Source organism: Streptomyces sp. NPDC001222, from assembly GCF_042896945.1.
GTDB lineage: Bacteria > Actinomycetota > Actinomycetes > Streptomycetales > Streptomycetaceae > Streptomyces > Streptomyces gibsoniae.
In genome coordinates, this window is record NZ_JBIAXT010000018.1 from 75,368 (window position 1) to 102,299 (window position 26,932).

The 26,932-nt window shown below is 69.7% G+C and carries 20 protein-coding genes and 2 pseudogenes; 10 read left to right on the forward strand and 12 right to left on the reverse strand.

The window, feature by feature from the left end:
• Window positions 1–220: 220 nt before the first annotated feature.
• The 5 genes from ACFY2Z_RS23645 to ACFY2Z_RS23665 form a co-directional block, all read right to left on the reverse strand.
• On the reverse strand, window positions 221–1,054 hold the full coding sequence (locus tag ACFY2Z_RS23645) for an SAM-dependent methyltransferase (RefSeq protein ID WP_390746079.1): 834 nt from the start codon (window positions 1,052–1,054) through the stop codon (window positions 221–223).
• Between the two features lie 127 nt (window positions 1,055–1,181).
• Window positions 1,182–1,877, reverse strand: a complete 696-nt coding sequence (locus tag ACFY2Z_RS23650) for a hypothetical protein (protein WP_390746080.1) — start codon at window positions 1,875–1,877, stop codon at window positions 1,182–1,184.
• On the reverse strand, window positions 1,874–2,875 hold the full coding sequence (locus tag ACFY2Z_RS23655) for a WXG100 family type VII secretion target (RefSeq protein ID WP_390746081.1): 1,002 nt from the start codon (window positions 2,873–2,875) through the stop codon (window positions 1,874–1,876). Before ACFY2Z_RS23655 ends, ACFY2Z_RS23650 begins: the two co-directional genes overlap by 4 nt.
• Entirely contained in the window at window positions 2,872–3,186 is a 315-nt protein-coding gene (locus tag ACFY2Z_RS23660; RefSeq protein ID WP_390746082.1) for a hypothetical protein, read from the reverse strand. Before ACFY2Z_RS23660 ends, ACFY2Z_RS23655 begins: the two co-directional genes overlap by 4 nt.
• 102 nt (window positions 3,187–3,288) lie before the next feature.
• A complete protein-coding gene (locus ACFY2Z_RS23665; RefSeq protein WP_390746083.1) occupies window positions 3,289–4,386 on the reverse strand; it encodes an alpha/beta fold hydrolase in 1,098 nt (365 codons plus the stop codon).
• A 366-nt stretch (window positions 4,387–4,752) separates the two neighbouring features.
• Here ACFY2Z_RS23665 and ACFY2Z_RS23670 point away from each other — a divergent pair, with 366 nt between their 5' ends.
• Genes ACFY2Z_RS23670 through ACFY2Z_RS23680 form a run of 3 tightly spaced genes read left to right on the forward strand, consistent with a single transcriptional unit; the run spans window position 4,753 to window position 9,274 of the window.
• On the forward strand, window positions 4,753–5,580 hold the full coding sequence (locus ACFY2Z_RS23670; protein WP_390746084.1) for an FAD binding domain-containing protein: 828 nt from the start codon (window positions 4,753–4,755) through the stop codon (window positions 5,578–5,580).
• Window positions 5,577–8,294: a molybdopterin-dependent oxidoreductase gene (locus tag ACFY2Z_RS23675; protein WP_390746085.1), complete on the forward strand. Its 2,718-nt coding sequence runs from the start codon at window positions 5,577–5,579 to the stop codon at window positions 8,292–8,294. The genes ACFY2Z_RS23670 and ACFY2Z_RS23675 overlap by 4 nt, the downstream gene beginning before the upstream one ends.
• 5 nt (window positions 8,295–8,299) lie before the next feature.
• The gene (locus ACFY2Z_RS23680) at window positions 8,300–9,274 is read left to right on the forward strand and encodes an antibiotic biosynthesis monooxygenase (protein ID WP_390746086.1); all 975 of its coding nucleotides are present in this window, start codon (window positions 8,300–8,302) and stop codon (window positions 9,272–9,274) included.
• Window positions 9,275–9,335: 61 nt separating this feature from the next.
• On the opposite strand, the gene ACFY2Z_RS23685 is transcribed toward ACFY2Z_RS23680, so the two are convergent.
• Window positions 9,336–10,466 carry an ABC transporter substrate-binding protein gene (locus ACFY2Z_RS23685; protein ID WP_390746087.1) on the reverse strand — a complete coding sequence of 377 codons (1,131 nt, stop codon included), beginning with the start codon at window positions 10,464–10,466 and terminating at the stop codon, window positions 9,336–9,338.
• A gap of 286 nt (window positions 10,467–10,752) precedes the next feature.
• Window positions 10,753–13,584: a SpoIIE family protein phosphatase gene (locus ACFY2Z_RS23690; protein WP_390746088.1), complete on the reverse strand. Its 2,832-nt coding sequence runs from the start codon at window positions 13,582–13,584 to the stop codon at window positions 10,753–10,755.
• A 22-nt stretch (window positions 13,585–13,606) separates the two neighbouring features.
• On the opposite strand from ACFY2Z_RS23690, the gene ACFY2Z_RS23695 reads away from it, so the two are divergent.
• The 3 genes from ACFY2Z_RS23695 (at window position 13,607) to ACFY2Z_RS23705 (ending at window position 15,053) form a co-directional block, all read left to right on the forward strand.
• Window positions 13,607–13,786: a hypothetical protein gene (locus ACFY2Z_RS23695; RefSeq protein WP_390746089.1), complete on the forward strand. Its 180-nt coding sequence runs from the start codon at window positions 13,607–13,609 to the stop codon at window positions 13,784–13,786.
• Window positions 13,787–14,346: 560 nt separating this feature from the next.
• On the forward strand, window positions 14,347–14,727 hold the full coding sequence (locus ACFY2Z_RS23700) for a DUF2267 domain-containing protein (protein WP_390746090.1): 381 nt from the start codon (window positions 14,347–14,349) through the stop codon (window positions 14,725–14,727).
• 170 nt (window positions 14,728–14,897) lie between these two features.
• Complete coding sequence (locus ACFY2Z_RS23705) at window positions 14,898–15,053, forward strand: hypothetical protein (protein ID WP_390746091.1); 156 nt, start codon at window positions 14,898–14,900, stop codon at window positions 15,051–15,053.
• 22 nt (window positions 15,054–15,075) lie between these two features.
• Here ACFY2Z_RS23705 and ACFY2Z_RS23710 read toward each other — a convergent pair whose 3' ends face one another.
• Entirely contained in the window at window positions 15,076–15,966 is an 891-nt protein-coding gene (locus tag ACFY2Z_RS23710) for a LysR family transcriptional regulator (RefSeq protein ID WP_390746092.1), read from the reverse strand.
• A gap of 338 nt (window positions 15,967–16,304) precedes the next feature.
• On the opposite strand from ACFY2Z_RS23710, the gene ACFY2Z_RS23715 reads away from it, so the two are divergent.
• Complete coding sequence (locus ACFY2Z_RS23715; protein ID WP_390746093.1) at window positions 16,305–17,492, forward strand: MFS transporter; 1,188 nt, start codon at window positions 16,305–16,307, stop codon at window positions 17,490–17,492.
• Window positions 17,493–17,594: 102 nt separating this feature from the next.
• A pseudogene (locus ACFY2Z_RS23720) lies at window positions 17,595–17,932 on the forward strand (aldo/keto reductase); the annotation flags it as partial.
• Window positions 17,933–18,069: 137 nt separating this feature from the next.
• Here ACFY2Z_RS23720 and ACFY2Z_RS23725 read toward each other — a convergent pair.
• The 4 genes and pseudogenes from ACFY2Z_RS23725 to ACFY2Z_RS23740 all read right to left on the reverse strand — a co-directional run.
• A pseudogene (locus ACFY2Z_RS23725) lies at window positions 18,070–18,351 on the reverse strand (transposase); the annotation flags it as partial.
• Between the two features lie 217 nt (window positions 18,352–18,568).
• Window positions 18,569–19,039: a discoidin domain-containing protein gene (locus tag ACFY2Z_RS23730; RefSeq protein WP_390746153.1), complete on the reverse strand. Its 471-nt coding sequence runs from the start codon at window positions 19,037–19,039 to the stop codon at window positions 18,569–18,571.
• A 212-nt stretch (window positions 19,040–19,251) separates the two neighbouring features.
• Entirely contained in the window at window positions 19,252–23,325 is a 4,074-nt protein-coding gene (locus ACFY2Z_RS23735; RefSeq protein ID WP_390746094.1) for a discoidin domain-containing protein, read from the reverse strand.
• Window positions 23,326–23,622: 297 nt separating this feature from the next.
• Window positions 23,623–24,729 (reverse strand): PucR family transcriptional regulator, encoded by a 1,107-nt coding sequence (locus ACFY2Z_RS23740; protein WP_390746095.1) that lies wholly within the window; start codon window positions 24,727–24,729, stop codon window positions 23,623–23,625.
• A gap of 481 nt (window positions 24,730–25,210) precedes the next feature.
• Between ACFY2Z_RS23740 and ACFY2Z_RS23745 the strand changes: the two genes are divergently transcribed.
• The gene (locus tag ACFY2Z_RS23745; protein WP_390746096.1) at window positions 25,211–25,882 is read left to right on the forward strand and encodes an enoyl-CoA hydratase-related protein; all 672 of its coding nucleotides are present in this window, start codon (window positions 25,211–25,213) and stop codon (window positions 25,880–25,882) included.
• Between the two features lie 616 nt (window positions 25,883–26,498).
• Window positions 26,499–26,918 carry an aspartate 1-decarboxylase gene (gene panD, locus ACFY2Z_RS23750; protein WP_390746097.1) on the forward strand — a complete coding sequence of 140 codons (420 nt, stop codon included), beginning with the start codon at window positions 26,499–26,501 and terminating at the stop codon, window positions 26,916–26,918.
• Window positions 26,919–26,932: the final 14 nt, after the last annotated feature.

Genomic DNA, 26,932 nt, shown 5'->3' on the forward strand with positions numbered 1-26,932 from the left:
GAGACGGGCCGTTTGTCCCGTAGTCCCGTCCTTCACCGGCAGCCAAGGAGCCGACCGGCCTGCTCGCCTGGGTCGGCGCCAAGCGCGTCTGGGTCGCCGGGGCCGAAGGCGGTGCGGCTTACCGCCGCACCGCCTTCGGCCCCCAGCACCGACCTGGGGCGTAGCCCTCGCGGCGCAGCGGCTCGGGTAGATGGCGAAGTGTGGAACAGCCCGGAAGTTATCAGCGCTTCAGGCCGACCCCGCCGAACATGGCGACCTCGTCCGGCTCCACCTCGCCGGTGGCGTCCGGGCGCCAGCGCGAGCAGGACACCACGCCCGGCTCGAGCAGCTCCAGCCCGTCGAAGAAGCGGGTGACGTCCTTGGGCGTGCGCTGGGTCAGCTTCGGCGTGCCGTGCTCGTTCCAGAACTTCACCGCCTCGTCGACGTCCGGCATCGCCGGGCTGGTGATCGTGTGCGACAGGACAAGGTGACTGCCGGAGGGCAGCCTGTCGACCAGCCGCCGTACCAGACCGTACGGGTCCTCGTCGTCGCCGATGAAGATGACCACGCCGAGCAGCATCAGCGCCACGGGTTGCGTGAAGTCGAGTGTCTTCGCGGCATGTTCGAGGATCGCGTCCACGTTGCGCAGATCCTCGTCGAGGTAGTCGGTACGGCCCTCGGGTGTGCTGGTGAGGAGCGCGCGGGCGTGCGTCAGGACGAGCGGGTCGTTGTCGACATAGACGATCCGCGACTCCGGGACGATCCGCTGTGCCACCTCGTGCGTGTTGTCCGCGGTCGGCAGCCCGGTGCCGATGTCGAGGAACTGGCGTATCCCCCTGTCGGCGACCAGATGACGTACGGCACGGCCCAGGAAGAGCCGGTCCGCGCGGGCGTACTCGCCGATGTCCGGGTGCAGTCGGCGGATCTGGTCGCCGGCCGCGCGGTCGACCTCGTAGTTGTCCTTTCCGCCGAGCCAGTAGTTCCAGATGCGGGCCGTGTGCGGCTGGGAGGTGTTGATACGGGCGCGCAGCGCCTGGGCGGCGGGGTCAGCTCCGGCGGACGGTTTCTCGGTCACGGATCGACTCCTGGGAGGATGAGAGATTCGCGGTCAACGAGCAATCTAGACCGCAGAGTTGATCTCCGCAGACCGTCCCGCTGTTTTCGCCGCCGGTCCAGGTCGATCGCCGAAGACTCGCGCCGGGTCAGGATCGCGGGGGTGGGACGATGCCCTGACTCAGCGCCTCCAGAGCCCGGGCCTGCTGCTCGTCCACCTCGACCGCAGCCAGGGAGCCGTCGGCGAAGTGCAGGTCCACGCGTTTCGAAAGCGATGTGTGCCGTACGGCGACGCTTCGGAGCTGTCCCGGCAGGATCTCGCCCAGACACCGGGCTTCCTTCTTCAACCGCTGCTCTGCGGGCGGGACCTTGCCGAACAGGGGCACCTTCTTGTTCCTGGTGGAGACCGTGCGCATCAGCAGGATCCTGCGGTCGGTGAAGACCATCAGCGCCTGTTCGTTGTCGTAGCTGCTCGGAGTGTCGGGTCCGGTGCGAACGGCGATCACGAACTGGCCGGCCATGCTCTGCCATCCTCCCGTGAGACCGGCCCCGCGCACTGTGCGTCGGAACCTGCGGATGATGCCGAAGTCGAAGAACTCGACGGCATCCACGGCCGAGGCGGCGACTTCGGTGGCGCCATGCACCGCACCGAGCGTGCCCCTCCACTCCTTGCCGACCCGAAACTCGCGGGGCACGCGGCGGATCAGATCACTCAGCTTCACCCCGACGATGCCCAGGAGTCGTTCGTGCGGCTGCAGCCACGGCGCGATCAATGGCACATGGGAGCCGCCGCCGAGCAGGCGCGGCTCGAAGACGGGCTCTGGGCCGTACTCGCTGGCACTCATCCGAAATCCTTCTCGATCTGTGTCTTCGGCACACGGTACGGGGCCTCGTTCCTACGGCCGTCGAGCTGGCCGGCCACGGCGTCGACGGCGGGGTCCTGGCTCAGCCCGTCCGTGACGGCGCTCATCGGGCCGGCGGCTCCGACCACCGCTCCGATGCCGCCCTTCGCGGCGCCGTACACGGCCTTGGTGCCCGTGGCGGCCGCGAACTCTCCGAGGTTCTCCATCGACGGGGAACTGACCAGCTTCCCGGTCCTCTCAAGCCTGTTGCCGATGGCGCCGATCTTCCGCACGGCCTTGGCCGCCTTCAGGCTGTCCTTGATCGTACGGAAGGACTTTCCAGCCGCCTTGATCTCGCGGACCGCCTCCTTGAGTTCGTCCAGCTTCTCCGCCAGGCTGGCGGAGACCTCTTCCACCCGTCCGATGAACGCAGTGATCTCGGCATCCGCCACGAGGGCGTCGGCAGCGGTCGCAAGGCCGAGGGTCAGGATGTCGACCGCGACCATCGCGGCGAGCGAGACGATCAGCGCCTCGATCGCCTCCCGGATGATCTCGATGATCATGTTCTCGGCGAGTTGGCAGGCGGCAGCCGCCTGGCTGATGATCTGCGCGATCTGGTCCATGTCCTTGGCGGTGCCGTCGATGGCCTCGACCACCTGGCCCATGTGCCTGCCGAACGCGTTCGACGCGTCACCTTCCCACTGCCCGGCGAGTGTGGCGCCGCCCGCGCGCAGCGTGTTGCCGACTGCCTGCATCGCCTGCGCCTGGGCCTGCCACTCGTGGGCGGCCGCAGTGAGTCCGGCGAGGTTGCCGGTGACCTCCTCCAGCATGTCCATCAGCCCGGTGGAGTCGAGCGCCGCCTTGACGATGCTGTCCAGACCTGCGTCCAAGCCGTCCGCGACGGGATTCTGGATCTGCGGCAGTGGGATCAACGGCTCGTCGACGAAGTCCCGCGTCCACTTGTACGCGTCGCCGACCTGCTGGAAAGTGCCTGCACTCACCGTCCGCCTCCGAAGGAGGCCTCGATGTGCACGTCCTGGCTCTCGTAGTTCTTCGCCGAGTTCTCGAGACCCTCACTGGTGTCGCGAAGGATCTCGAGCAGGTCGGCGAAGTTGCCCTGCTCGGCCTGCACGTGCTCCTGGTACGCCGCGTAAAGGTTCTGCGCGTTCGGCAGTTCGCCGAAGTCGTTCGACGAGAGCGGCACCGCCGCCAGTCTCGGCCAGATCCGCGCGATCTGCTCAGCCTGGTCCTGAATGACCCGGTCGTACGACTTCAACGCGTCCGGATGGACCCGAAATCCCTGCTCCCCCACAGCTTCTCCCTGATCGCGGAATCAGCGCATCATCATACGTACGACTTGATCACCGCTGCGCTCGGCCTGGGACTCAACACCCGAACGCAGCGGTGTCGAAAGTCACCGGGACGCCGCGACCGATGCCGCTGTGAGGCTGTCCACGGCCGCCGCGACCGCCTCGGGGCTGGAGACCATCGTCAGGTGCCGGGCACCCGGGATGAGCGTCGGAGGTGGTGCGCCGATACGCCGCGCTGTCTCCTGCGGCGTCTGCCGGGTGAACACGTCGTCCTGGGCACCGAACACCACCGACTTGGGCAGGCGCACCCCGGCGAGCCGAGCCACCTGGTCCGCCGGCAGACCCGGCACCCCGGCGGCGAGCATGCTCCAGAGCGCGCCCTCGGCGCCCGGCACCCGGAGCGGGCGTCGCCACTGATCCAGACCGGCGGCGTCCAGGCGCGGACAGGCCGGCCCGCACTGTGCGTCGTACAGGCCGCGGATCACCGCGTCGATGCCGAGCCCGAGCCGCAGCAGGCTGGTGCGGTACGGGTCGATCAGCACGTACTTGAAGGCCGGCGGCGGCCCGGCACCCGTGTCGAGGGCGTCGCCGTCGAGGAGCATCACACCACCCAGCCGGTCAGGAGCGCGCAACGCGGCCTCGGTGACCACGGCGGCTCCGCTGGAGTGCCCCACCAGCAGCGGGCGCTCGCCCGGGCCGCCGAGGTGCATGGCGCTCAGGAAGCCCAGGAGCTGCCGGGTGAAATGGCCGACGGTGTACGGGCCGTGGCGCTCGCTGTATCCGTCGCCCGTCAGGTCGAGCGCGTAGACCCGGTGGTCGCGGGCGAGCAGCGGGGCGAGGCGCGACCAGGTGTCCACGGATTCGAAGGCTCCGTGCACCAGGACGACCGGCGGGCCGGCCGTACCCCAGGTCTGGTACCGCGTGCGGATGTCTGCGGCCTGCACGTACTTGAGCCCCCGCGGCGGCGTGGCGCGCCCGGCCGTGACGCCGTTGTAGACGAACGAGGCCGCAGTGACGACCACCAGCACGACGGCACAGCCCAGCGCGCCGCGCCGCAGCCACCGCCGCAGCCGGGGGCGGCGCGGCCGGTGCGCGCGCTCGGCCGGGACCGACGGCGGGGCGGGTGCCGGATGCGCGCTCCCGTCTCCGGCTCCGTCTTTGGCGCCGTCTCCGGCTTCGGCTCGGTGAAGATCAGCTGTCACGGCCCACAGCATCGCCCAGGGCACACCTGCGGTCATCCTGCGGGGGTAGCCATTGTGACTACTCCGCCGGGTGTAGACAGGGGAGTGCCGGGCGCCGGGCCATGAGTCAGCCCTTCGGGTCACCCGTTACTGTCCGGAGCGGGTCGGATGCTTTCGGCTGTCCTCGGCCGGGCCCTCGTCCACATACTGCGATAAGGTGATGACGAAAGTGTCCGGGCCCGCCGGTTCCTCGCGGCACAGCCGCCCCGAGCGGTGCGGGACGGCGGCCGATCGGGGCCAATGCCTGCTCGATCAGCAGGAAATCTACTCCAACAGTGCCAGGGGACAGTTGTCTTCCCGAACCCCGTTCCCCGTGGGTCGGCTCTCATGGACCTCAACACCATCACCGAAGTAGTCCGGCGACCGTCCGAGCGGCCGGGCATGGACTGGCGCGATGGTGACGCCTGGCTCGCAGGCGGAACATGGCTCTATTCCACGGAGCAGCCGGACCTGCGACGGCTGATCGACCTGACGGCGTTGCGTTGGGAGCCCCTTGTTCCGACGGACAAGGGCCTGGAGATCAGCGCCACATGCGCTGTTCGGGACCTGTACGCCTTCCCATGGCCGCAGGGCTGGACCGCCGGAGTTCTATTCCGGAAAAGCTGTGAGGCGTTCCTGTCCTCGTTCAAGGTCTGGAACGCGGCGACCGTCGGCGGAAACATCTGCATGTCCTTGCCCGCCGGCCCGATGATCACGCTGACGGTCGCGTTGGAGGCGCAGTACGAACTGTGGGCGACCGACGGCTCCGTGCGCTTCGTCGACGCCCTCGATTTCGTCACGGGCGACCACCGCAACGTTCTCGCCCCCGGGGAGATCCTCCGACGCATCACAGTTCCGGAGCACGCGCTGCGCAAACGCACCGCGCACCGTCGCTTCACGCTGACCCGGCTCGGCCGTTCGACGGTGTTCCTCGTCGGCACACAACGGCTGGGAGCGAGTGACCTGGTGCTCACCGTCACGGCCGGTACCACACGGCCGGTCCGCATCGCCTTCGACTCCCTGCCCGATGCCCGAACCCTGCGGCAGAGCATCGACGCCGTCCCGGCCGACGTCTGGTTCGCCGATCCCAACGGAACCCCCGACCACCGTAGGCATCTGACACGGCACTTCGCCGAAGAGATCCGCCGCGTACTCACGGCTGGGGACCTGGCATGAGCTACATCGTGAACGGCAAGGAACTCGACCGGGAACCAGCCCCCGGCCAGTGCCTGCGCACCTTCCTGCGCGAACTCGGCCACTTCGGCGTCAAGAAGGGGTGCGACGCGGGCGACTGCGGCGCCTGCACGGTGTGGCTGGACGGCGCACCGATACACAGCTGCATCACCCCCGCGTTCCGCGCGGACGGCCGGGAGGTGACCACGATCGAGGGACTTGGACGGCCCGGCGCCCTGCACCCCATGCAGCGGCAGTTCGAGGAGGCGCCGGGGTTCCAGTGCGGTTTCTGCACCGCAGGGATGATCATGACGTCGGCGACCTTCACCGAGGACCAGAAAGCGGATCTGCCACGGGCGTTGCAGGGCAACCTTTGCCGTTGCACCGGATACCGGGCGATCGAGGACGCCGTGAAGGGCGTCAGTGCGGTGGAGACGGCAGCACCGGGCAAGGCCGTCGGGACGAGCGTCGGCGCTCCCGCGGGCCACGACGTGGTGACGGGCCACGCCGAGTTCACCATGGACACGCAGATCGACGGCATGCTGCACCTCAAGGTGCTGCACTCACCCCACGCGCACGCCCGGATCCTCTCGATCGACAAGAGCGCCGCCCTCGCGGTGCGCGGCGTGCACCGGGTCTACACCTGGGAGGACGTACCCCGCAGACGCTTCAGCACGGCGATCCACACCGACCACCTGGTCGACCCGGACGACACCTACATCCTCGACGACACGGTCCGCTTCGCCGGCCAGCGCGTCGCCGCGGTCCTGGCCGACACGGTCGGAGCGGCGGAGGAGGGCTGCCGGTGTCTCGCGGTCGACTACGAGGTGCTGCCGGCTGTGTTCGACCCGGAGGCGGCGATGGCCGACGGCGCACCCCAGCTGCACGGCTCCCACGATCCGTTCGTCCGCGACCCCGTCCGCAACATCCTGCTCGAACTTCACTCGCACATCGGCGACGTCGACGCAGGATTCGCCGCAGCCGATGTGGTCCACGAAGGCACGTACTTCTCACCGCGGGTGCAGCACGCGCATCTGGAGACCCACGGTTCCATCGCCTGGATGGAGGACGATCGGCTGATCGTCCGCACCAGTTCGCAGTCACCGTCGATCGCGAAGGTCAAACTGGAGTACCTGTTCGCGCTGCGACCGGATCAGCTGAGGGTGTTCTGCAGACGCGTCGGCGGCGGATTCGGCGGCAAGCAGGAGGTGATCGCTGAGGACCTGGTCGCACTTGCCACCCTGGACACCGGACGGCCCACCTGCCTCGAGTACACCCGTGAGGAGGAGTTCACCACGGCGTCGCCGCGGCATCCGATGACCCTGACCGTCAAGCTCGGCGCGAAGGCCGACGGAACGCTCACCGCCTTCCAGGTACGCAACGTGTCGAACACCGGCGCCTACGGGAACCACGGCGGCGAAACGCTGTACGCGGGCGGAGCCGCCGTCATGATCTACCGCTGCCCCAACAAGAAGTTCGACGCCTACTCCGTCTACACGAACACCGTGCCGAGCGGGGCGCTGCGCGGCTACGGGATGACGCAGCCGGCGTTCGCGGTGGAGTCGGCGATGGACGAACTGGCCCGCGCCCTGCGCATCGACCCGCTGGAACTGCGCCGGCGCAACATCGTTCGGCCGGGCGAGCCCTTGGTGGCCCTGCACGCCGGCCCCGACGACGTGGTCTTCACCGAGGACGGACTCGGCAGGTGCATCGACCTGGTGGGCGACGCCCTGGCCCGTACGGCCGACCGGCCGCCTCCCGGCCCCGGGTGGCTCGTCGGAGCCGGCGTGGCGAGTTCCCTGCACGAGACCGCGCCCCCGACGGAACACCTCTCCGAGGCCTGGGTCACCCTGGGCGACGACCTCATCTACGAACTGGCCGTCGGAACCCCCGAGTTCGGGGAGGGAACCTCCACGGCCCATGTCCAGATCGCAGCCGACCAACTGGGCACGACGCCCTCGCGGATCCGTCTGGTGCAGTCCGACACCGACCGCACGGGATTCGACACCGGTGCCTTCGCGAGCGCCGGCCTCTTCGTGGCGGGCAACGCGGTCCTGCGGGCGGCGGGCGCCGTGCGCGACCGCATCCTGGAATTCGCCGCGGCGCACACGGGTGTCCATGTCGTGATGTGCATGATGGACGACGACGGTGTCGTCTGCGGGGACCGGCGGGTGTCGCTGGCCGAACTCGTCGCGCTGGCCCGGACGCGTGGAATCCGTTTCACCGCCGCACGCAAGGCGTACGGCTCTCCCCGGAGCGTCACCTCCAACACGCAGGGATTCCGGGTCGCCGTGCACCGCGTGACGGGTGAGATACGGATCCTGTACAGCGTGCATGCGGCGGACGCCGGAGTGATCATCAACCCGGCGCAGGTCCGGGGACAGGTGGAGGGCGGTGTCGCGCAGGGGATCGGCTTCGCGCTGACCGAGAACCATCACGTCGACGACAGCGGTGTCATGGTCAATCCGAACCTCCGGAACTACCGTATCCCCGCCTTCGCCGACGTCCCCCGTACCGAGGTCCTCCTGGTGGGCTCGGCGGATTCGACGGGGCCCATGCGGGCCAAGGGGATGGCCGAGTGCTGTATCAACCCCGTGGCCCCAGCGCTCGCGAACGCGGTGCATGACGCGACGGGCGTCCGCTACCGTGCGATGCCGCTGACTCCGGAACGCATTTACGGCCGACTCCCCGCGGAGCAGTCGGTGTCGACAGGTTGAGCCGCATGAACACCCGAAAGAACATAGCCGCCGCGGCGACGGCGATCATCGGTCAGAAGGTCCTGCCCGGGTCGGAACGGGAGTTCGAATCGTGGCAGGAGGACCTCAACGCCGCTGCCGCCTACTACCCCGGTTTCCTCGGCGCCGAGATCTCCCCGCCGACACCGCTGCAACCCGATTGGATCGTCGTGTACCGATTCGACTCGGTGGCGCATCTTCAGGCGTGGATCAACAGCGGGACCAGGCAGACATATCTCGACGTCGGTGCCAAGTACTTCGACGGTCCGCCGACCCAGCAGGTGGTAAGCAGCGGCACCCAGTCACTGGATCCGCTGGTCACCGTGGTGGTCACCCACCGCGTCCCCCCGAACCAGGTCGACGACTTCCTCGACTGGCAGCACCACATGGTCCAGGAGGAGAGCAAGTTCGAGGGGTTTCGCGGGACCGAGCTCTTCCGCCCCATCGAGGGGCTTCAGGAGGAATGGACCACGCTGTACCGCTACGACAGCGCCGAGCACCTCGACGCCTGGCTGACGTCGCCCCAACGGCAGGAGATCCTGGCCGAGGGGGAGAAGTTCAGCGACTTCAAGCTGCACACGATCGACAACTCGTTCGGCAGCTGGTTCGCCTTCGAGGGCAACGGCAAGGAGGCACCGCCGGCGCCCTCCGAGACCAGGACCTCTCTCGCCATCTGGGTCGGCCTGTACCCGACTGTCGTGCTGCTGACGCTCGCTCTGTCCCCCCTGCACCTGCCTCTCTGGATCGGCCTGCTCGTGGGCAACCTGCTGTCGAGTTTCATCATGAGCTTCCTGACGATGCCCTACTACGTGAACCCGCTGCTCGGGCGCTGGTTGCGGCCGCCCCCGAACGAACCGGCGGCAAGAACCAACCTCCGTGGCCTCGGTCTCGTCGCTGTGGCGATGGCCTTCTGGGCTGTCGTCTTCTACCTCGTCACGGTCCGGTTGTGGACGCTGCCCTGACCGGCGACCGCACGGGCGGTCGATTGAACCGACGAAGTCGCCCTCACCAAGGAGACACCCTCTAGCCGTGGACGGCCTTCGCCCAACCCTCGGTGACCGTCGCCTTCGCCTTCTCCAGTTGAGCGTCCGTCGGGAACTGCGGCGTTCCCTCAACCGTCGGCAGTCGTTCAGCGGCGGCCTTGTCGAGGGTGCCGTTCTGCCTCATGGCGTCCATGAGGACCGGGCGGGCATGGGCGCGCAGCCGGAGGTTCTGGCCCTCCGGGCTGAAGAGGTACTCGTGCCACAGGCGGGCAGCCGCAGGGTGCGGGGCGTTCTTGTTGATCGCCACCGCGAAATACTGGGCGAAGCTGCCGTCGAAGGGGATCGCGACCTGCCAGTTCACGCCCTTGTCGCGGAGCTGTTCGGCGTACTGGAGGTTGATGTAGTCCCAGTTGATGCTGATGGGGGTGCGGCCGCTCGCGATCGTCGCCGAGTTGGAATTGACAGGGTTGAAGTTGCCGCGAGCCTTGAGTTCGGCGAAGAAGTCGAGACCGGGCCGGACGTCGTCGAACGACCCGTGGTTCGCCAGCGCGGCCGCGTAGACACTGGCGAAGGCGGTGGCCGAACGTGGCGGGTCGCCTTCGAGTGCGACCTTGCCCTCGTAACCGGGCTTCAGCAGATCGGCGAAGGTCTCCGTACAGGGCTTGACCCGGTTGGCGTCGCAGCCGATGGAGATGTAGCCCCCGTAGTTGTCGGACCAGCGGGCCTTCGAGTCCTTCTGGTTACCGGGAATCGAATCGTAAGCGACGACCTTGTACGGTGCGAGAAGATTCTCCGCCGCTGCCTTCCGTGCGAACGTGCCGCCCACGTCGATCACGTCGGGCGCTGTCGGCCGGTTCCCCCTCTTCCGCAGGGCGTCGATCTCGTCCTCGCTGTGGCCCAGCGGATTCTCGACCGTGACCTTGATCCCGTACTTCTTCTCGAAGCCGTTGATCAGCCCGCCGTAGTTGGCCCAGTCACGAGGCAGCGCGATCGCCCTGAGCGTGCCCTCCTTCTCGGCTGCGGCCGTCAGTGCGCGTATGCCGCCCATGCTCTCCGCGGACGTGGCCTCCGACGGCTTGGCGGTCGGTGTGTTCTCGCAAGCGCTCAGGCCCAGCGCCACGAGAGCGAAGCAGCCGAAGACCGCCGCTGCTCGGGCACACGGTGTAGTCACTGCTGCTCCCGGACTCGGGGGATGAGCCGGTCACCTCGACCGGCCGCCGGCAGCGCCACTGGATCCGGTGAGGCGGGCCTCCGGCTGGGCCTCCCGGCTTCCTCGGCTCCACGGTGCCGACGAAGTGGTCATCGAGGCCAGCGTACCCGGCCGCCCCGCTGGCGGAATGCCGCCCGGGAAGCCCGCGTTCACCGTCACTTCCGGGGCACTCGGCTTCCCTGGACGCTCCGGCCCCGTGCGCTCACGCCGACACGCGACGGTGGAGGAGCGGGACGTCCGGCCCACCTCACAGTGCGGCGTCGTCCCACAGGTCGACCGGAAGCTCGCCGAGTCCTTCCGCCTCCGGCGTGGTGTCGTGGTGCAGGGACCGTGCGGCCCAGATGACCTTGCCGGTGGTCGTGTGACGGGTCCCCCAGCGTTCGGCGAAGCGGGCGACCAGGAAGAGTCCGCGGCCGCCTTCGTCGGTGACCTTCGCCCGGCGCAGCCGTGGCGAGGTGCTGCTGCCGTCGGCGACCTCGAAGATCAGGGTGCCCGCAGCGGGGCTGCCGACCGGCTCCGTGCGGAGCAGTCGCACGGCGATGGGCTCGGCTCCGTAGCGGACGGCGTTGGTGATCAGCTCGCTGAGGATGAGTTGGGCGGCGAAACCGACCTGCTCCAGCCCCCATTCCGCCAGCCGCCGGGCGCAGGCGGTCCGCACGGAGGCCACCGCCGCCGGGTCACGGGGCACCTGCCACTCGGCGACCTGATCCGGTCCGAGCCGGCGCGTGCGGGCCACGAGCAGCGCGATGTCATCCTGGGGCCGGTCGGGCCGCATGGCCTCCATCACCGCCGCGCAGGTGGCCTCCGGCGTGCGACAGGGCCCTGTCAGAGAGTCGCGCAGGGCCTCCAGGCCGGCGTCCAGGTCCCGCGTGCGGTCCTCGATCAGTCCGTCGGTGTAGAGCACCAGTCGGGAATCCTCGGGCACGGTGAGCTCGGCGGTCTCGACAGGCAGGCCGGCTCCGATGCCCAGTGGCGGGGAGACGGGCAGCTGAGGGAAGCCGACGGTACCGTCGGGCCGGACCACCGCCGGTCCCGGGTGGCCGGCGGTGGCGATGGTCAGTCGCCCGGAGGTGGGGTCGTAGACGGCGTACTGGCAGGTCGCCCCGGTGATCACCGCCTGGCCCTCCTCCGCTGGGGTGACCTTCTCGGCGTCGATCTGCGCCACCAGCTCGTCCAGCCGGCCCAGCAGCTCCTCCACGGGCATGTCCAGGCTGGCGAAGTTGTGCACGGCGGTGCGCAGGCGGCCCATGGTCGCCGCGGCGTGCAGACCGTGGCCGACGACATCGCCCACGACCAGCGCCACCCGGGTACCGGACAGCGGAATGACATCGAACCAGTCCCCGCCCACCCCGGCCTGGGCCGGCAGATAGCGGTAGGCCACGTCGAGGGCGGGCTGCTCGGGCAGCGCGCGGGGGAGCAGGCTGTGCTGCAGGGCGACGGCCATGGCGTGTTCGCGGGTGTAGCGGCGGGCGTTGTCGATGCACACCGCCGCCCGGGCGGCCAGCTCCTCGGCAAATTGCACGTCTTGGTCCTCGAACGACGGGGAACCCTGCGCGCGCCAGAAGTCCACCACGCCCAGCACCACACCGCGGGCGCGCAGGGGCACCGCCAGCATGGAGTGGATGCCGTGATCGAGGAGCCGCCGGGTGGGTTCGGCCTGCTCGGCCCGCCCGGCGTTGTCGGCGCTCAGGCTCCTGACCAGGACCGGGCGGCCCTCGGCCATCGCGGTGGAGACGGGGTGGGTCGGGGCGAGCCGGATCAGCTCGCGGACGGGGTGGAGGGGATGGCCCGCGCCGAGACCGGCAACGGCGCTGCGGCGCAGCTCGGCGATCTCGGGGCGCGCCCCGAAGATCTCCTCGCCGCGCAGGACCGGGTCCAGCAGATCGACGGTGACGATGTCGGCGAATCGGGTCACCGCCGCCTCGGCCAGCTCCTCGGCCGTGCGCTTGACGTCGAGCGTGGTGCCGATCCGCAGCCCGGCGTCGTAGAGCGACTGCAACCGCTCGCGCGCCACCTCCGCCCGGCCGGAGAGGGCCCGCAGCTCGGTGGTGTCCCGGAGCGTGACCACGCTTCCGGCCGGTCCACGGGGCGCGGTGAGCCGCTTGCTGACGGCGAGCAGCCGGTCGGCCGCCGGATACACCTCGTCGGTGGCGGGGCGGTCGGAGACCAGGAGCCCGGTGAGGTCCTCGTCCAGCCCCAGATCGGTGATGTGCCGCCGTTCCGCGTCCGCCGGTAGGTCCAGAAGCCGTCGTGCCTCGTCGTTGGCCAGCAGCAGCCGGCCGTCACCGCCTAGGATCAGCACCCCTTCCCGCACTGCGTGCAGCACAGCGTCGTGGTGCTCGTACATCCGGGTCATCTCCGTCGGCCCCAGGCCGTGGGTCTGTCGCCGCAGCCGCCGGCTCACCAGGCCCGCCCCGCCCGCGGCGGCGGTCAGGGCCGTGACGGCGCCGCCGAGGAGGACCGGCAGCTGCCGGTCCACCCTGTGCCGCACCCGCTCGACCGTGACGGGCACGGAGACAATGGCGATGACGGAACCGTCGGGACCCCTGACGGGCACCGCCGAGACCACGGAAAGCCCCAGTGAGCCCCTGAACGTACTCGTGAACGGCTTGCCGGCCGCCGCCGCCGCGTAGGGCCCGATGACACGTTTCCCGATCTGACGCGGGTCGCTGTGGGTGAGGGTGATGCCGTTCAGCCCGTACACGATGACGGCGTCGACGCCTCCGGCCTTCCGGACCGCCTCGGCGTCCGGCTGCAGCACCGCGGTCGGGTTCGCGCTGTTCAGTGCCGCCACGATCCCCGGGGAGTTCGCGAACGCCTGCGCCGTGGTGAGCGTCCGGTGGCGGGCGTCCGCCATCACGTCGCGTTGTGCCTGCACCACGAGCACCACCAGGGCGGCGGTGACGAGCAGCATCACAACCGCCAGCTGGAGCAGGAAGACCTGGCCCGCGAGGCTGTGCACGCTCAGCAGCGAGCCCCACCACCGTGTCTCTCCCGCCCGACGAGGCCGACCGGGCCTATGAGCCGCCCTGGACGTATCAGGCGGATCCTGCCCGGAGTGGCCTGAAACTCCTTTCATATCCCCTTTCTATCGTTTCTGGGTGGCCAACCACCAAGCGACCGGGAAGGGAGTCCAGGAACCGCAGTGCGTCCGAAAGAAGGTGGTCATCCCCTCCCTTGCCTACGTGAAGAAGGCGCTGACTGTGGCTGACGACGATCTCGCGCTGCACATCGTCACGGTGGCGGGTGCGGCTTGCGTAATGGTGAGAACCGGACGGTGAACGGCAGCGTCGTGCCGGACGATGTCTGTCGGGTGCACGAGCGGGTCCACTCTCGACATCGACTGGAACGGGAAGCGAGCCGAGATCCCGTGTTGCGCTTGCCCTGTGACTGACGTGGCGTCAGAAAGGTCGGCAACGGGCCAGTGTCTCTGCCGTGGCTCGGCCTGCCCGTGGACCCTTGACGAGCGGCGATGGCAGTTGAAGCGACAACGGTTGCCCGCCCGGGGCAAGGACCGGCCTGCATCCGCTCCAGTACATCGGTCGGGGCGGGTTGGTTCCCCAGAGGCTCGGTCCGGCCCAGAAGGCGCGTGCACGGGATACGGCGGCGGCGGACCATTCGCCCAGAACACCGGGGCAGCTCGGTGGCCAGGGGGCGGTGTCCGCATGCCCGGACAGCTACCGTGCCCTCGCCGTCTGCGGCTGTCGGAGAACCGGGGCGCCGTCGGGTACCGGTGGTCGTGGTCACCACCGTCCGTGCGCGGGCGCGGGCCGGGTCGGCGTGGCAGGCTTGCAGGGGGCCGCGCCGTTCGTCGCAACACAGCAGCGAAGGAGGACGACGCATGGATGAGCAGGAATTCGTCCGTACCATCGCCGAGCGCACCGGACTGAGCCGGCAGGAGGCGGCGGACCTGACCTGGGCCACGCTCGAGACGCTGGCCCACAGGCTGAGCCAGGGGGAGGCCAGGGACCTGATCACCGAGCTCCCCGAGGGCCTCGCGGAGGCGGTGCGCCGGGGAACCACGGACCGCATCGAGCGCTTCGGCCACTACGACAGCGTGCGGCGCGTGGCCGAACGCACCATGCTCAAGGAGGAGGAAGCCGACCGGGGTGTGCGGACCGTACTGACCGTGCTCCGGGAGGCGATCAGCGAGAAGGAGTTCAACGACCTGATGTCGCAGCTCGGAAAGGACTTCTCCCAGGCCCTCGAATCCGCCGGGTGACCCCGGAGCCGTCGGCACGCCGCCCGCGTCCCGGCGGTGGCGGCCCGGACGCTGCGTGTGCGCCGGGGACCGGACGGCACGGTGGGTGACACCCGCGGACCACTGGAGTGCTACGTCATGCCCGGCCTGGCGGCCACACCTGACTCGTCTGGTTCATCACCGCCCTCCCGATGATCGGCGGGGCCTTCGGCACCAGCCTCGAAGGGGACGAGGAGGTGTCCGACGCCGCCTATGGACGACGGCAGCGTGAGCGTCAGCGGATGCTGCGGCAGATGTCGTGGCCGGAGCGGGGCGGACGCAGGATGCCGGACACCACCGACGGGTGACGCCCGGGCCGCGGCCCGGGCGTCACAGGGCGATGACGTGGAGGTCGACCAGGTCGAGCAGCGCCCGCAGAGCCGAGCTGGGCCGCCGTGTCGACGACGTGCCGAGATGCATGCTCCAGCGGAGCATCGTGCCGTGGACGTCCAGGACGTGCAGGCCGGGGGTGCGGGCCACGGCGAACGCGGGCAGGAAGGCGATGCCCAGACCGTGCCGGACCAGTGCCGCCCCCATGTCGATGTCGGGCACTTCCAGTGCCACCCGTCGTACGACGCCCGCCGCCGCGAACGCCCGGTCGACCACCTCGCGGTTGCCGTAGCCCGGCGGGAAGTCCACGAAGGGCTCCCCCGCGAGGTCCGCAAGTGCCACCTCCCCCCGCTGCGCGAGCGGATGGGCGGCACTCACCACCAGGATGAGCGGCACGGTGGCCAGCTCCCGTGCGTCGATCCCGGCGGGCTTGTGCTCGGGCAGCGACAGGAAGGCCACGTCCAGGTCACCGCTGAGCAGCGCGTGCGCCAGTCCCGCCGACCCGGTCGTCGCCAGCCGCAGCCGGACGTCGATCGACGGATGCCGCGCGTGCAGCTGCCCGAGGAGCGCAGGCAGGTCGACCACCTCGACCGAGGCCATGGCTCCCACGTTCACCGTTCCGCGCAGAGTGTCCTGTGCGGCGCGCACGGCGTCCTGGGCCGCCTGGGCGGCGTGCAGGGTGGCCCGAGCCTCCGGCAGCAGCGCCGCGCCCGCCCCGGTGAGCCGGACCTGCTGCGACGTGCGCTCGAACAGCGTGCAGCCGAGCTCGCGCTCCAGGGACCGGATCGCGGCGGACACCCCGGACTGGACCACGTGCAGCCGACGGGCGGCACGCGTGAAACTCAGCTCCTCGGCGACCGCGATGAAGTGCTCCAGCTGACGTAGCTCCACGCTAGAAGTATCACTCGCATTGCTCGAGCCCAGCAAAAACATTCGTTGGCACTGATCCCGGCTGGTGAGGAGGATGGAAAGCGCCATCCACTTCCGCCCGAGGAGGGGTACCCCTGCCTGCCGTTCCGACGCCGCTGAGCCGCCCCACAGCCGACGCTCCCGGCGACCCGACCCACCGGATTCCAGCGCCCGCTTCGGGCGACGCGGCCCACCGGATTCCAGCGCCCGCTTCGGGCGACGCGGCCCACCGGATTCCAGCGCCCGCTCCCGCCGACCTGCCGCCCCGCCGCCCCGCCCGGCGCCGTGCCCCGCACGCGACCGGTTTCTGGTTCGTGGCGGTGGCCTTCACCGTGCTGATGGCCTTCGGCACCGCCCCGACCCCGCTGTGGCCGCTGTACGAGGCCCGGGACCACTTCGGCGCGACCACGGTCACGGTGGCGTACGCCTCGATGGTCGTGGGCGCAGCGGCCGCCTTCCTCGGACTGGGACACCTGTCGGACCGGCTCGGCCGGCGGCGCATCATCGTCCCGGCGCTGCTGGTCGGCATCGTCGCCTCGGTCGTACTGATCGTGTGGCGGGACCTGCCGGGGCTGATCGCGGGCAGGATCCTGAACGGTGTCGGACTGGGGCTGATGGCCTCGACCGCGACGACCTACCTGCACGACCTTCACCACGAGGCCCGTCCGGAACGGACGGGTTCGGTGCTGCCCGGCATCGTGGCGACCGCCGCCAACCTCGGCGGCCTGGCCTCAGGGCCTCTGGTCGCCGGGGCCGCCGCCGAGTGGCTTCCCACGCCCCTGATCACCACCCAGGCGATCTTCACGCTCGCCATGGCAGTGTGCCTGGCGCTGGTGCTGTGCACCCCGGAGACCGTGGACCTGGAGCTGCCCGCGGCCGAACCGCCCAGCAGGTTCGTCCTGCGCCCCGGCGGCCGGCGGACGTTCGGCGCGGCCGGCGCGCTGGGCGCCTTCGCCTTCGCCATCCTCGGCCTGATCTCCTCGCTCGGGGCGAGCGTGCTCCACGGCATCCTGCACACCGACTCGCACCTCGTGGCCGGCCTGGCGGCCTTCCTCATGTTCGGTTCCGCGGCGGCCGCCCAGCTGGTGCTGGGACGCCTCCCACTGCCCCGGGTCCTGACCGTGGGGGCAGTGGTCTTCCCGATCGGCCTGGCCCTGTGCGCCGTCGCCCTCCACCACCCGGCGCTCTGGCTCTACCTGGTCGCCGTGTCCCTGTCGGGAGCCGGCTCCGGTCTGCTGTTCAAGGGAGGCGTCGAACGTGCCGTTTCAGTGGCCGAGCCCGCCTCACGCGCGGGGGTCCTCGCCGTGTTCTTCGTCGTCGCGTACCTCGGAATGGGCCTGCCCTCCGTCCTGTTCAGCATCGCCCTGCGGCACTTCGCCGTGCAGACCGCGATGATCGGCTTCGCGGCGGTCCTCTCCTGCGGCGCCGTTGTGTCGGTCGCTGTCGCGTTGCGCGACCGCGCATCAGGTCCCGGCGCGCTCTCGGCGCAGTCCGCTCGCCCCTCCTGACCCCCCTGCGGCGCATGCGAGACCGGTTGCCTGGGCGGCGCGGACCTGGGCACTCGGTGCTGGTGCGCATGACACGGATCCGCGGCAGACGGGAGGCACGAGATGTCTGCGGAATCGGCCAGAACGATCGCACTCCCCTCCGGTGAGGGGATCTCGGCGCTCGGGCAGGGCACCTGGTACCTGGGCGAGGACCGGGCTCGGCGTGAACAGGAGATCGCCGCGCTGCGGCTGGGCGTGGACCTGGGCATGACCGTCGTCGACACGGCGGAGATGTACGGCGACGGCGCAGCCGAGGAGCTCGTCGGGAAGGTCCTTTGGGGACGCCGGGAGGGGTCTTCCTCGTCAGCAAGGTGCTGCCCGGCCACGCCGACCGGAAGGGCACCGTTGCCGCCTGCGAGGGCAGCCTGCGGCGGCTCCGTGCGGAACGGCTGGACCTCTTCCCCATACCCAGGGGCCTGGCTCGGGCGTTGAGCTGGGACGTTACCAGGCGAGTTACTTGTTCGATCTCGGGCGGTCCGGCGAAGGACCGGCCTGCGAGGGCGGCCTTGCGGAAGATGCGCCACCGGCCTTCCTGGAGATTGAGCCAGCAGGCGCCGACAGGGATGAAGAGGTGCCGGACTCTGGGACGGTCCTCCAGCCAGGAGCAGGTGGACAGGCTGTTGTGCGAGGACAGGTTGTCGGTGACCAGGTAGATGTCGCCGGCCGGATTGGCTGCCTCGACCCTTTGAAGAAACTTCTGGTAGCAGGCACTGTTACGGGAAGAGGCGGTCGTGGTGACCTCGTGGCCGGCCCGAACCCGCAGAGCGCCGTAGATCCAGGTCTTCTCCGGCCCACGGCCGTAGCCGACCTCGGACTTGATGCGATGGGCCGTCCGGCGACCAGCCCGGCGCCGGCGGGAAGGTGTGGGGGATCACCGGTCCGAGCTCGTCGGCACCGACGACCGTCGCGCCCTCGGGTGGGCAGGGACGGCGGGCACTCCCGTTGAGCTGCCCGTGTCCCGGCGGCCCGCACCGCTGATGTGCGGCGCGGACCTCGCGGCGTACCGGATCGTGCAGGAGGCGCTGACCAACGCGCGGCTAGGAGGCGCGGAAGACCTGGACCTCCGCGAGTGTCAGGTAGTTGGTGCCGGACAGTTGGATCATCACGTAGCGGCCGGGAGCCGTGACCGGCAGCCTGGTCGGGCGACCCACGGTGCCGGGCTGGTGGCTCGACCACACGCCGGCCTGGGCGGCCTGCTGCTCGGGGGGCAGCGACTGGTCGAACGGTGTGTCGGATACGAACACCCAGTAGTCGGTGGTCCGTTCGGCGCAGCAGTCCGTGCGGTCCCAGAGATTGACGCCGGCGATCGGCTGCGTGGAGCCGAGGTCCACCTGCCACCAGGCGTTCCGGTCGTTGTCGGTGTGCGAGACGGAGCCGGAGGTGTACGTGCCGTCGGTGTCGCCGTCCGCGGCGCGTGCGGCGGAGCCGTCGAACGCCGTGGACGACTGGGTCGCCGGAGGCGCCGTGCCCGTCGGGGGCGGCGTGGACCACGTCCTCGGCGCCGGTATCGGCCTGGGCCGCGCTCGGCCCGGCTGTGAGCGCGGTGGCCGCGATCACCGTGAGGCAGGCCAGGCGCGTGAGGACACGCGGTGCCCACCCGGAGAAAAGACGTGACATGCGGTTTCCATCCTGTGTGGACTACCGGTTGTCGAAGCCTGTTGGCGGCATCGCCGCGTCCCGCCGAGGGGAGATGGTGCCCTCGGCGGGAATGTGCGGTCTGTCAGGGGCGGATCGTCGTGGTGCGGCTGTTGTAGGCCTCCACCGTCAGTGCCGGACGGCGTGAGGGGAGGGCCTGCGCCGGCCAGGACAGGGTGACGGTCTGCGACTCGCGGGGCAGCAGCCACAGGTAGTTGTGGCTGTAGAGCGTCGGCAGCACCCGCCGGCCGTCGGCCTCGTCCACCAGCGACAGCCGGACCATCGCGGCGACGGCCGACCCGCGGTTGCGGACGGTGGCGGTCAGTTCGTGACGGTCTCCGGAACGGGACACATGCCCGACGGAGCCGGACACGTCCACCTGCTTCACCTTGTTGAGGGCCTGCATGGAGGCGGGTTCGCGGTGGCGCCAGTAGGTGTTGCGGGAGAGTTCCCTGCCCCGGGCGTCCTCCAGGGTCAGGCGCAGCAGGTGCAGGTCGGGCAGGTCGTCGGTCCAGTCGGTGGTGAACGCCTCCGCCGTGGCGGCCCGTGCCACGTCCACCCGGGCGGTCCTGCTCGTGCCGAGCTGCCGGCCGGACAGGTCGTAGAGGCAAGCGCTGACGGTGGCGTCCTTGAGATCGGCGCGGGTGTGGTTGACCGCGAGGACCTGCCACTTCACCGGGTCGGCCTGGACATGCAGCGGCTCACAGGCCGAACGGGCGCCGTAGTAGGCACCGTTGACGTCGAAGTCGTAGTCGTAGGTCTGCCAGACGGTGCTGTGCCAGGCCGGGTGGGACATCCACAGCATCAGGCCGGTGGCGTCGTCCCAGAGGTTGGCGTTCCAGGCCTCGAACATGGCCCGGTAGTTCTCATAGTTGACGAACTGCGCCTTGCGGGCGAAGTCGTCCAGGCCCGTGGCCTCGCCGAGGCGGGACTCGACGGCGGCCCTGTAGTTCTGCGGCGCCTGGTTCCCGCGCTCGCTCCAATCGTGGTAGTACCAGGCGCCGCGGATGGGCCACTCCGGCTCGTCGCCCGTCATGTTGCGCAGGCTCGCCGCGGTGGAGACGACCGGCATGCCGATCTCGGTGTGGAAGCCGAAGTCCTTGCTGCCGTAGGTGTCGGGGTCGAAGTACTTCTCCGGCTCGACCCAGCCGTAGGGGCCACCGCCCGTGATGATCCCGCCGGCCGAGTTGCTCTGGTAGAGCAGGCCGGGAACCTGCTGCTCCACGGCTCCGCGCATCCCCTTGTCGATGGCGGCCGGCGGGTTGCCCTCGTTGGCCCCGCACCAGACGACCACGCAGGGGTGGATGCGGTAGCGCAACACGGTGTCCCGCGCCGTCGAGTTGAACGCGTCGTGGTCCGGCGGGTCCATGCCCCAGGCGTTGGGGAAGTCGTTCCAGACGAGGATGCCGTGTCGGTCGCAGGCGGCGAAGAACTCCTCGCGGTCGCTGGTGCCGACCCAGTTGCGGATCATGGTGAAGTTCATGTCGCGGTGCATCCGCACCGCCGCGTCCATCCGCTCCGGCGGCATCCGGCGCAGCAGTTCGTCCCAGCCCCAGTTACCGCCGCGGGCCAGCACCCGGACGCCGTTGACGAGGATCTTCAGCGGATCGGGCGCGTTGTTCACGGACTTGACGTCGGTCCACTGCTCACCGTCGTCGGACACCTGGATCACATACGTCTTCGGGTACGCCGTCTCCCAGACGATCGCCACCCGGTCAAACTTCTGCGCGGAGCCCAGATCCACCTGGATCCACTGGTTGTCCTCGTACTGCGACGACCAGCGGGTGCCCGCGTCACCGTCGGTGGCGTACGAGGCGGGGCCGTCGGACTCCTCGGTCGAGGCGGTCGCCGTCTTGTGCAGGGCGAGGTCGGTACCGGGGGCGGTGCGGTCGATGACACTGAGTGACCAAAGCGAGTTGCCCCAACTGGTGTTGCGCAGCCCGCAGTTGATACGGACGTAGCGGGCGGTCCGCTGGTCGAAGTCCTCGACCTGGAGGCTGGCGTTGCCGTTGTTGAACGGTAGCGGCACGGCTCCGTTGTCCACCGACTTCACGTCGGTCCACTCGGCGCCGTCGGCGGAGACCTGCACCACGAAGGTCCTGGCGTACGCCCGTTCCCAGGTGACGTCGACCTGGTCGAAGGGCTGCGCCGTTCCCAGGTCGACGCGGATCCACTGGTCGTCCTCGTACGCCGAGGACCAGCGGGTGTCCGGATCGCCGTCGGTCGCGTTGGCCGCACTGTGGTCGTCGCCGTCCGTGCTGGAGGCGTCGGCGGGGGCGTGCAGGGCGAGGTCGGTGGTCGGCCGGGTGCTGTCCCGCACTGCCAGGGTCCACAGCGAGCTGCCCCAGGAGGTGGCCCGCGTTCCGCACTTGATGCGGACGTACCGCGCCTGCTGCCGGTCGAAGGTGACGGACTGGGTGTACGAGTCGCCGGACGCGGTGAACGGCAGCGGCACCTCGTACTCGTAGCCGAACTGGCGGATGCCGAAGCGGGTGGTGCGCCGGTCGCTCTCGGTGCCGTCGACCGACGTGGTGAGCGTGAGGTCGTGCAGGTCCGGCTCGCCGAGGCCGTTCGGCCACCACAGCTTGGGGTCGCGCAGCCGCAACTGCCCGAAGGCGTCGGGGGCGAAGACCACGTCGACGCTCTCGCCGGCCGGCACGGTGACGACCTTGGACACCCGGACGCCGTCGAAGGCCGCAGAGACCGTCGCCCTGTGGTCGGTGGAGTCGGCGTTGCGGACGGGGACGACGACGGTCAGCTCGGCGACCGACACGTCCGGCAGGTTCGGCAGGACGGTGTCCACGCGCGGGTCGCCGATGACGACCTGCCCGGTTGACCTGAGCCGGACGTGGTTCCAGATCCCCGCCGCACGGTCGCGGACGGCCGGCATCCAGTCCCAGCCCGAGGAGGCCAGGTAGGTTGGCGAGTTGAGGTTCATCTGTCCGGCACCGGCATCCACCCAGGACTCGCCCAGGGGACCCTTGTCGCCGGGGCTGCCGGGTACGGGCATCGGTGTGATCTTGACGGCCAGCGCGTTCGCGTCATCGGCGGCGAGCAGCCGGGTCACGTCGTACGAGGAGCGGGCGAACGGGTACGTCAGGTCACCGACCTGCTCACCGTTGAGCCAGATGTCGGCCTTGTGGTTGACGCCGTCGAACTCCAGCCAGATCCTGCGGCCGGACCCGGTGCGCAGGCCGTGCGGCAGCTCGAAGTCCCGCTTGTACCACCAGGAGTGCCGCGACAGCGCCTCGGGAACGTGCAGGTTGTTCAGCCCGGCGACCGGGTCCGGCAGCTTGCCCTGGTCCACGAGGGAGGCCAGGACCGTGCCGGGGACGGTGGCGGGCAGCCAACGGCTCGTGTCGACGGAGGTCTTCGACAGACCGGGACCGTCGTCACCGGCCCAGTCGTCCAGGGTGAGCCGCCAGCCGGACTCCACCGGCACGGTGCCGTCGTCGGCAACGGTCAGCTGGGGCGCCTCGCCGTGCTGGGTGCCCCAGTCGGTCCAGCCCGTCACCGCGGGACGGTGCCCGTCGGCGGTGCCGTACACCTCGAAGCCGTTGAGCCCGAGGGGCAGGGGGCTGGAGCGCTTGTGGGACGTCATGCGCACCCAGCGCGCCGGCACCGGGCGGGGAAGCTGGATGTCCACCGTTCCGCCGGTGGTGCGGTAGACACTCGTCCACGACTTCTTGTCAAGGGATGTCTCGACCACGCAGTCCACCGCGTAGCTCGACAGGATTTCCTTGCCGGTGGTGCCATCGGCCGGGTTTCCGCTGGTGGGTGGCGTGAAAACCGGGTCTGCGGCGTCGGCTTCGAAGGTGAGGCGGATCCAGGTGACCTTGCAAGCGGCCTGCAGGTCCACAGTGATCCACTGCGGGTCGCCGGTTTCCGCCCGCCACCCGCTGCCCCGCACGCCGGGTGTGGTGAGCCGGTCGACCACGAAGGCCCCGGGCGTGGGGGCGTAGGCCGTCGAGGAGACCGAGACGGGCCGGTTGAGCGCGAGCTCAAGAGGCGAGGCTGGTTGCGTCGGTCGGCCCGTGGCGGCGGTCGCGGTCGATGTGGGGAGCAACGAGCTGAGTCCGAACCCGGCCAACAGGGCGGAGCCCGTGGCGACTATGGACCGGCGCGACGGATTGCGCCACGGATCCGATTGATCGGTCATGTATCTGACGTCCCATCAAAAAGCGACGGAGCAAGCCGAAGCGGCTCTGCACACCTCGCACGGAGCAGAATGACAACGTTGCCAAAGGCTGTGGCGTGAGGAGCTTTCTGTCAACCCCTGGTGCGGACATCCGTGCTGAACCGCAGGTAGGGAGCCTCCAGGTAGGTGTGCGCCATGCATCCTGGGCAGGAGCGGACAAGGAGGCCGCGGTGCACCGTGCCCGGGCCGGGCTCCGTAAAGCGGAGACCCTGTGGTTGCGCGGCGAAGCTCGCAGTACGGGGCAGGGCCGGGCATCCTTCAGCGCGCGCGTTCTACCGCCTGCACGTACCGCACAGCCCACCACAGGGTCAGCGAGTCCTCGGTGCGGGCGGGATCCAGACCGGTTGCGGCGGTGAGTGCCCGCAGTCGGTAGCGCAAGGTGTTGGGGTGGATGAACAGGGCAGCGGCGGCCTGGTCGATGTTGGCGTCGGCGGCCAGGTAGGTGTCCACGGTGTGGACTGCGGTCGTGCGGCGCTCGTCGGTGAGGTGTCCGAAGCAGCGGGTGACCAACTGTTCTCCGACCGTGGGAAGGGCCAGCACTGCCGAGTGGAGGGGGAGCTCGCCTGCGGTGACGCAGCGCCGGATGCCAAAGGCGACGGCCAGTTCGCTGGCCTGCTCCGCCTCGGCGAGTGACGCGCGCGCCCGGCTCAGTGGCCTCGGTTCACTCAGCCCGACGGGCAGCCCCAGTGAAGCGGGCAACGGACCGACGGCCAGCCCGATCACCCGCTGCGGAGCCGGCTCGGCCAGCAGGGCGACGGTGTGCGGGCGCAGCGCCCGCTCGGCTGCGGTGCCGCCCGAGGAGTGGCAGACCCGGTACTCTGCGTGCAGGTCCAGGCCCAGCATGTCGGCCGCGGCTGCCAAATACTCGACGGGCAGTTCGCCGGTCAGCAGCTGGCGCAGCAGGAGCGTGCGATGTTGCTCGGCGGCGTGGAGTTTCTCCAATTCACGCTCCCGGTGCCCCTGCACCATGGCGGCGAACATCTGGTCGCAACAGACCCAGAAGTCCCGGGTGAGCTCCAGTCCGACCTCGGGTGTCGCGGCGCGCCGGGCCTTGTCGTAGAGCGTGTCGAAGGTCCTTCGAGTGGTCAGCCGGAAGCCCTCCAGCAGCGACTCCAGGGCTATGCCCATCTCGGCGCGCAGGGCGCCGAAGTCGGAGAAGGCCGCCCGCTCTTTAACCGTCGCCTCGCGGCCCGCGCGCAGCATGGCGAATATGGGGTGCAGAACGGTGAGCAGGTCCGTTTCCAACTGCTGCGCGCTCTGCTCACGATAAGCCGCGATCTCGCGGACGAGGGCAGTGGCCAGCTGGGCGGCAATCTCGCCGAGGGTGAGGTCGTCGAGGACGTGACCGCGTTGCTCGTTGTTCATGAGGACAATTCTTCTCGTCTCAAGTGTGTGCTGTTCGCCATGGTCGGCGGGCCTGTCCGGGGACAGACTGGCGCCGCAGGGCCCGGTGCACGACCTTGAATCTTTGTATCGGGCTACAGAGGCTGATGATCGGCGGCCAGGGTGCGGATGATGTGTGACGGTTGCCACAGTGGTGGGGCGAGGAGGGAAGCCTGCTTGTCAGCTCCGGTGCGTGATCCGCCGCCAGAAGCCGTCACCGTCAGGTGCCGGCGCCCGCGTACCTGTGGCACGCCGACAGACGCAGCTCGCTGCGCCGTCATCCCCGCAGCCGAAGGCGCGGCGATCCCCTGCCCGGCAGAACGGAGCACCACCTCGATCGAGGCGACCGCCGCCTGGATCGACGACCTGTTGATATCCGACCTGCGCGACCGGCCCACATCCAGAACCGGCGCCAGCCGTAAGCCACCACTGTCCCTGACCCGCCCAGCTCGAAGGAGCCGCCATGCCCACGCTCGCCCGCCAGGACAACATCTTCGTCCTCGACCTCGGAGACGGCGAGAACCGCTTCCACCCCGACTGGATCAGCTCTGTCAACACCGCCCTGGACGAGGTGGAGAAGGCCGAGGGACCTCGGGCCATGGTGACCACAGCAACGGGCAAGTTCTACTCCAACGGCCTCGACCTCGAGTGGCTGTCCGCCCACTCCGACCAGCACCAGGACTACGTCGTGTCCGTCCATGAGCTCTTCGCGCGGGTGCTGTCCTTGCCGGTGATCACAGTGGCCGCCCTGCAGGGGCACACCTTCGCGGCCGGCGCGATGTTCTCCCTCGCGCACGACTTCCGTGTGATGCGTGCCGACCGCGGCTACTGGTGCCTGCCCGAAGCGGACATCAACATCCCCTTCACGCCCGGCATGGCCGCCCTCATCCAGAGCCGGCTGACGCCGCAGACCGCCCACTCAGCTATGCTCACCGCCCGTCGCTATGGCGGAACGGACGCCGAGGCCGCCGGCATCATCGACCGAGCGGTCGCCGACGACGCCTTGCGCGCCACAGCCCTGGAGTTCGCCCAAGCGCAGGTGAACAAGGCCGGTGACACCCTCGCAACCATCAAGGCCCGCATGTACGCCCCGGCCCTGGCCGTCCTGCGCGACGCCACCAATCCCCTCGGCTGACCGGGGAAGCGGGCGGAGGACTTCCGGGCCTGACGCCCATGGCAGTCCGGCGACCGCGCACGGCGCAGGGCAAGGTCAGCCGGCTCCTCGAGTGCCGGGAGTGGCGAGGATGCTCGAAAACCTGGGGACAGCTACCCGAACATGGGGTGTGGAAACAGTTCGCGCAGGTCAGAGCCCTTTCGGCTCGCCCCGGTCGGCAAGAGGTCAGCACGCGTCGCAGCAGTGCCGCTGCGTGCTGACCTCCCGCTCGCTTCGCGGCCGTACGACCGACACACATCGTGCGTCCGGACGGTCGGCGAACAGCACTCCCCCTGAGAGCCCTTCGTCCCCGAGGCGGAAGCAGGCGTCCACCTGGAGAAGTACGGCGTTCCGCAACAAGATCTGCCGGACCACGCCGATGATCGGTCGGCACCCGCAGCCCGTACGGCATGGTCCGCAACGCCGTTGCCCCCGGCGGGGGTGGCGGTATCGGCACGGTGGCAGCGAACTCAGCAGGCGGTCAGCACAATTGCCGAATCGGTCGGCGGACGCCTGCCGGGAAGCGCGCCGTTGTAGGCTACGAGGACAGCCCTTGACCTGCAGCGAGCAGGCAGGGAGCGATATTCGGGAGTGCTGAATGCTTCGTACCGTATTCAAGTCCAAGATCCACCGTGCCACGGTCACCCAGGCCGACCTGCACTACGTCGGATCCGTGACCATCGACGCCGACCTCCTCGACGCCGCCGACCTGTTGCCCGGTGAGCAGGTCCACATCGTCGACATCACCAACGGTGCCCGTCTGGAGACGTATGTCATCGAGGGCGAGCGTGGTTCCGGTGTCATCGGGATCAACGGGGCCGCGGCCCATCTGGTCCATCCCGGCGACCTTGTGATCATCATCAGCTACGCCCAGGTCACCGACGTCGAGGCGCGGGCCCTGCGACCGCGGGTCGTGCACGTGGACGCCGACAACCGGATCGTGGAGCTGGGCGCCGACCCGTCCGCGCCGGTGCCGGACTCGGACCAGGAGCGCAGCCCGCACGCCGTCACGGTCTGAACGCTCCGACCGAC

Bases quoted from the DNA above. Each gene is read 5' to 3' on its own strand.
- ACFY2Z_RS23650 (WP_390746080.1), bottom strand. From the start codon at position 1,877: ATGAGTGCCAGCGAGTACGGCCCAGAGCCCGTCTTCGAGCCGCGCCTG.
- ACFY2Z_RS23670 (WP_390746084.1), top strand. From the start codon at position 4,753: ATGGACCTCAACACCATCACCGAAGTAGTCCGGCGACCGTCCGAGCGG.
- ACFY2Z_RS23675 (WP_390746085.1), top strand. From the start codon at position 5,577: ATGAGCTACATCGTGAACGGCAAGGAACTCGACCGGGAACCAGCCCCC.
- ACFY2Z_RS23680 (WP_390746086.1), top strand. From the start codon at position 8,300: ATGAACACCCGAAAGAACATAGCCGCCGCGGCGACGGCGATCATCGGT.
- ACFY2Z_RS23690 (WP_390746088.1), bottom strand. From the start codon at position 13,584: ATGAAAGGAGTTTCAGGCCACTCCGGGCAGGATCCGCCTGATACGTCC.
- ACFY2Z_RS23700 (WP_390746090.1), top strand. From the start codon at position 14,347: ATGGATGAGCAGGAATTCGTCCGTACCATCGCCGAGCGCACCGGACTG.
- ACFY2Z_RS23705 (WP_390746091.1), top strand. From the start codon at position 14,898: ATGATCGGCGGGGCCTTCGGCACCAGCCTCGAAGGGGACGAGGAGGTG.
- ACFY2Z_RS23735 (WP_390746094.1), bottom strand. From the start codon at position 23,325: ATGACCGATCAATCGGATCCGTGGCGCAATCCGTCGCGCCGGTCCATA.
- ACFY2Z_RS23740 (WP_390746095.1), bottom strand. From the start codon at position 24,729: ATGAACAACGAGCAACGCGGTCACGTCCTCGACGACCTCACCCTCGGC.
- ACFY2Z_RS23745 (WP_390746096.1), top strand. From the start codon at position 25,211: ATGCCCACGCTCGCCCGCCAGGACAACATCTTCGTCCTCGACCTCGGA.
- panD (WP_390746097.1), top strand. From the start codon at position 26,499: ATGCTTCGTACCGTATTCAAGTCCAAGATCCACCGTGCCACGGTCACC.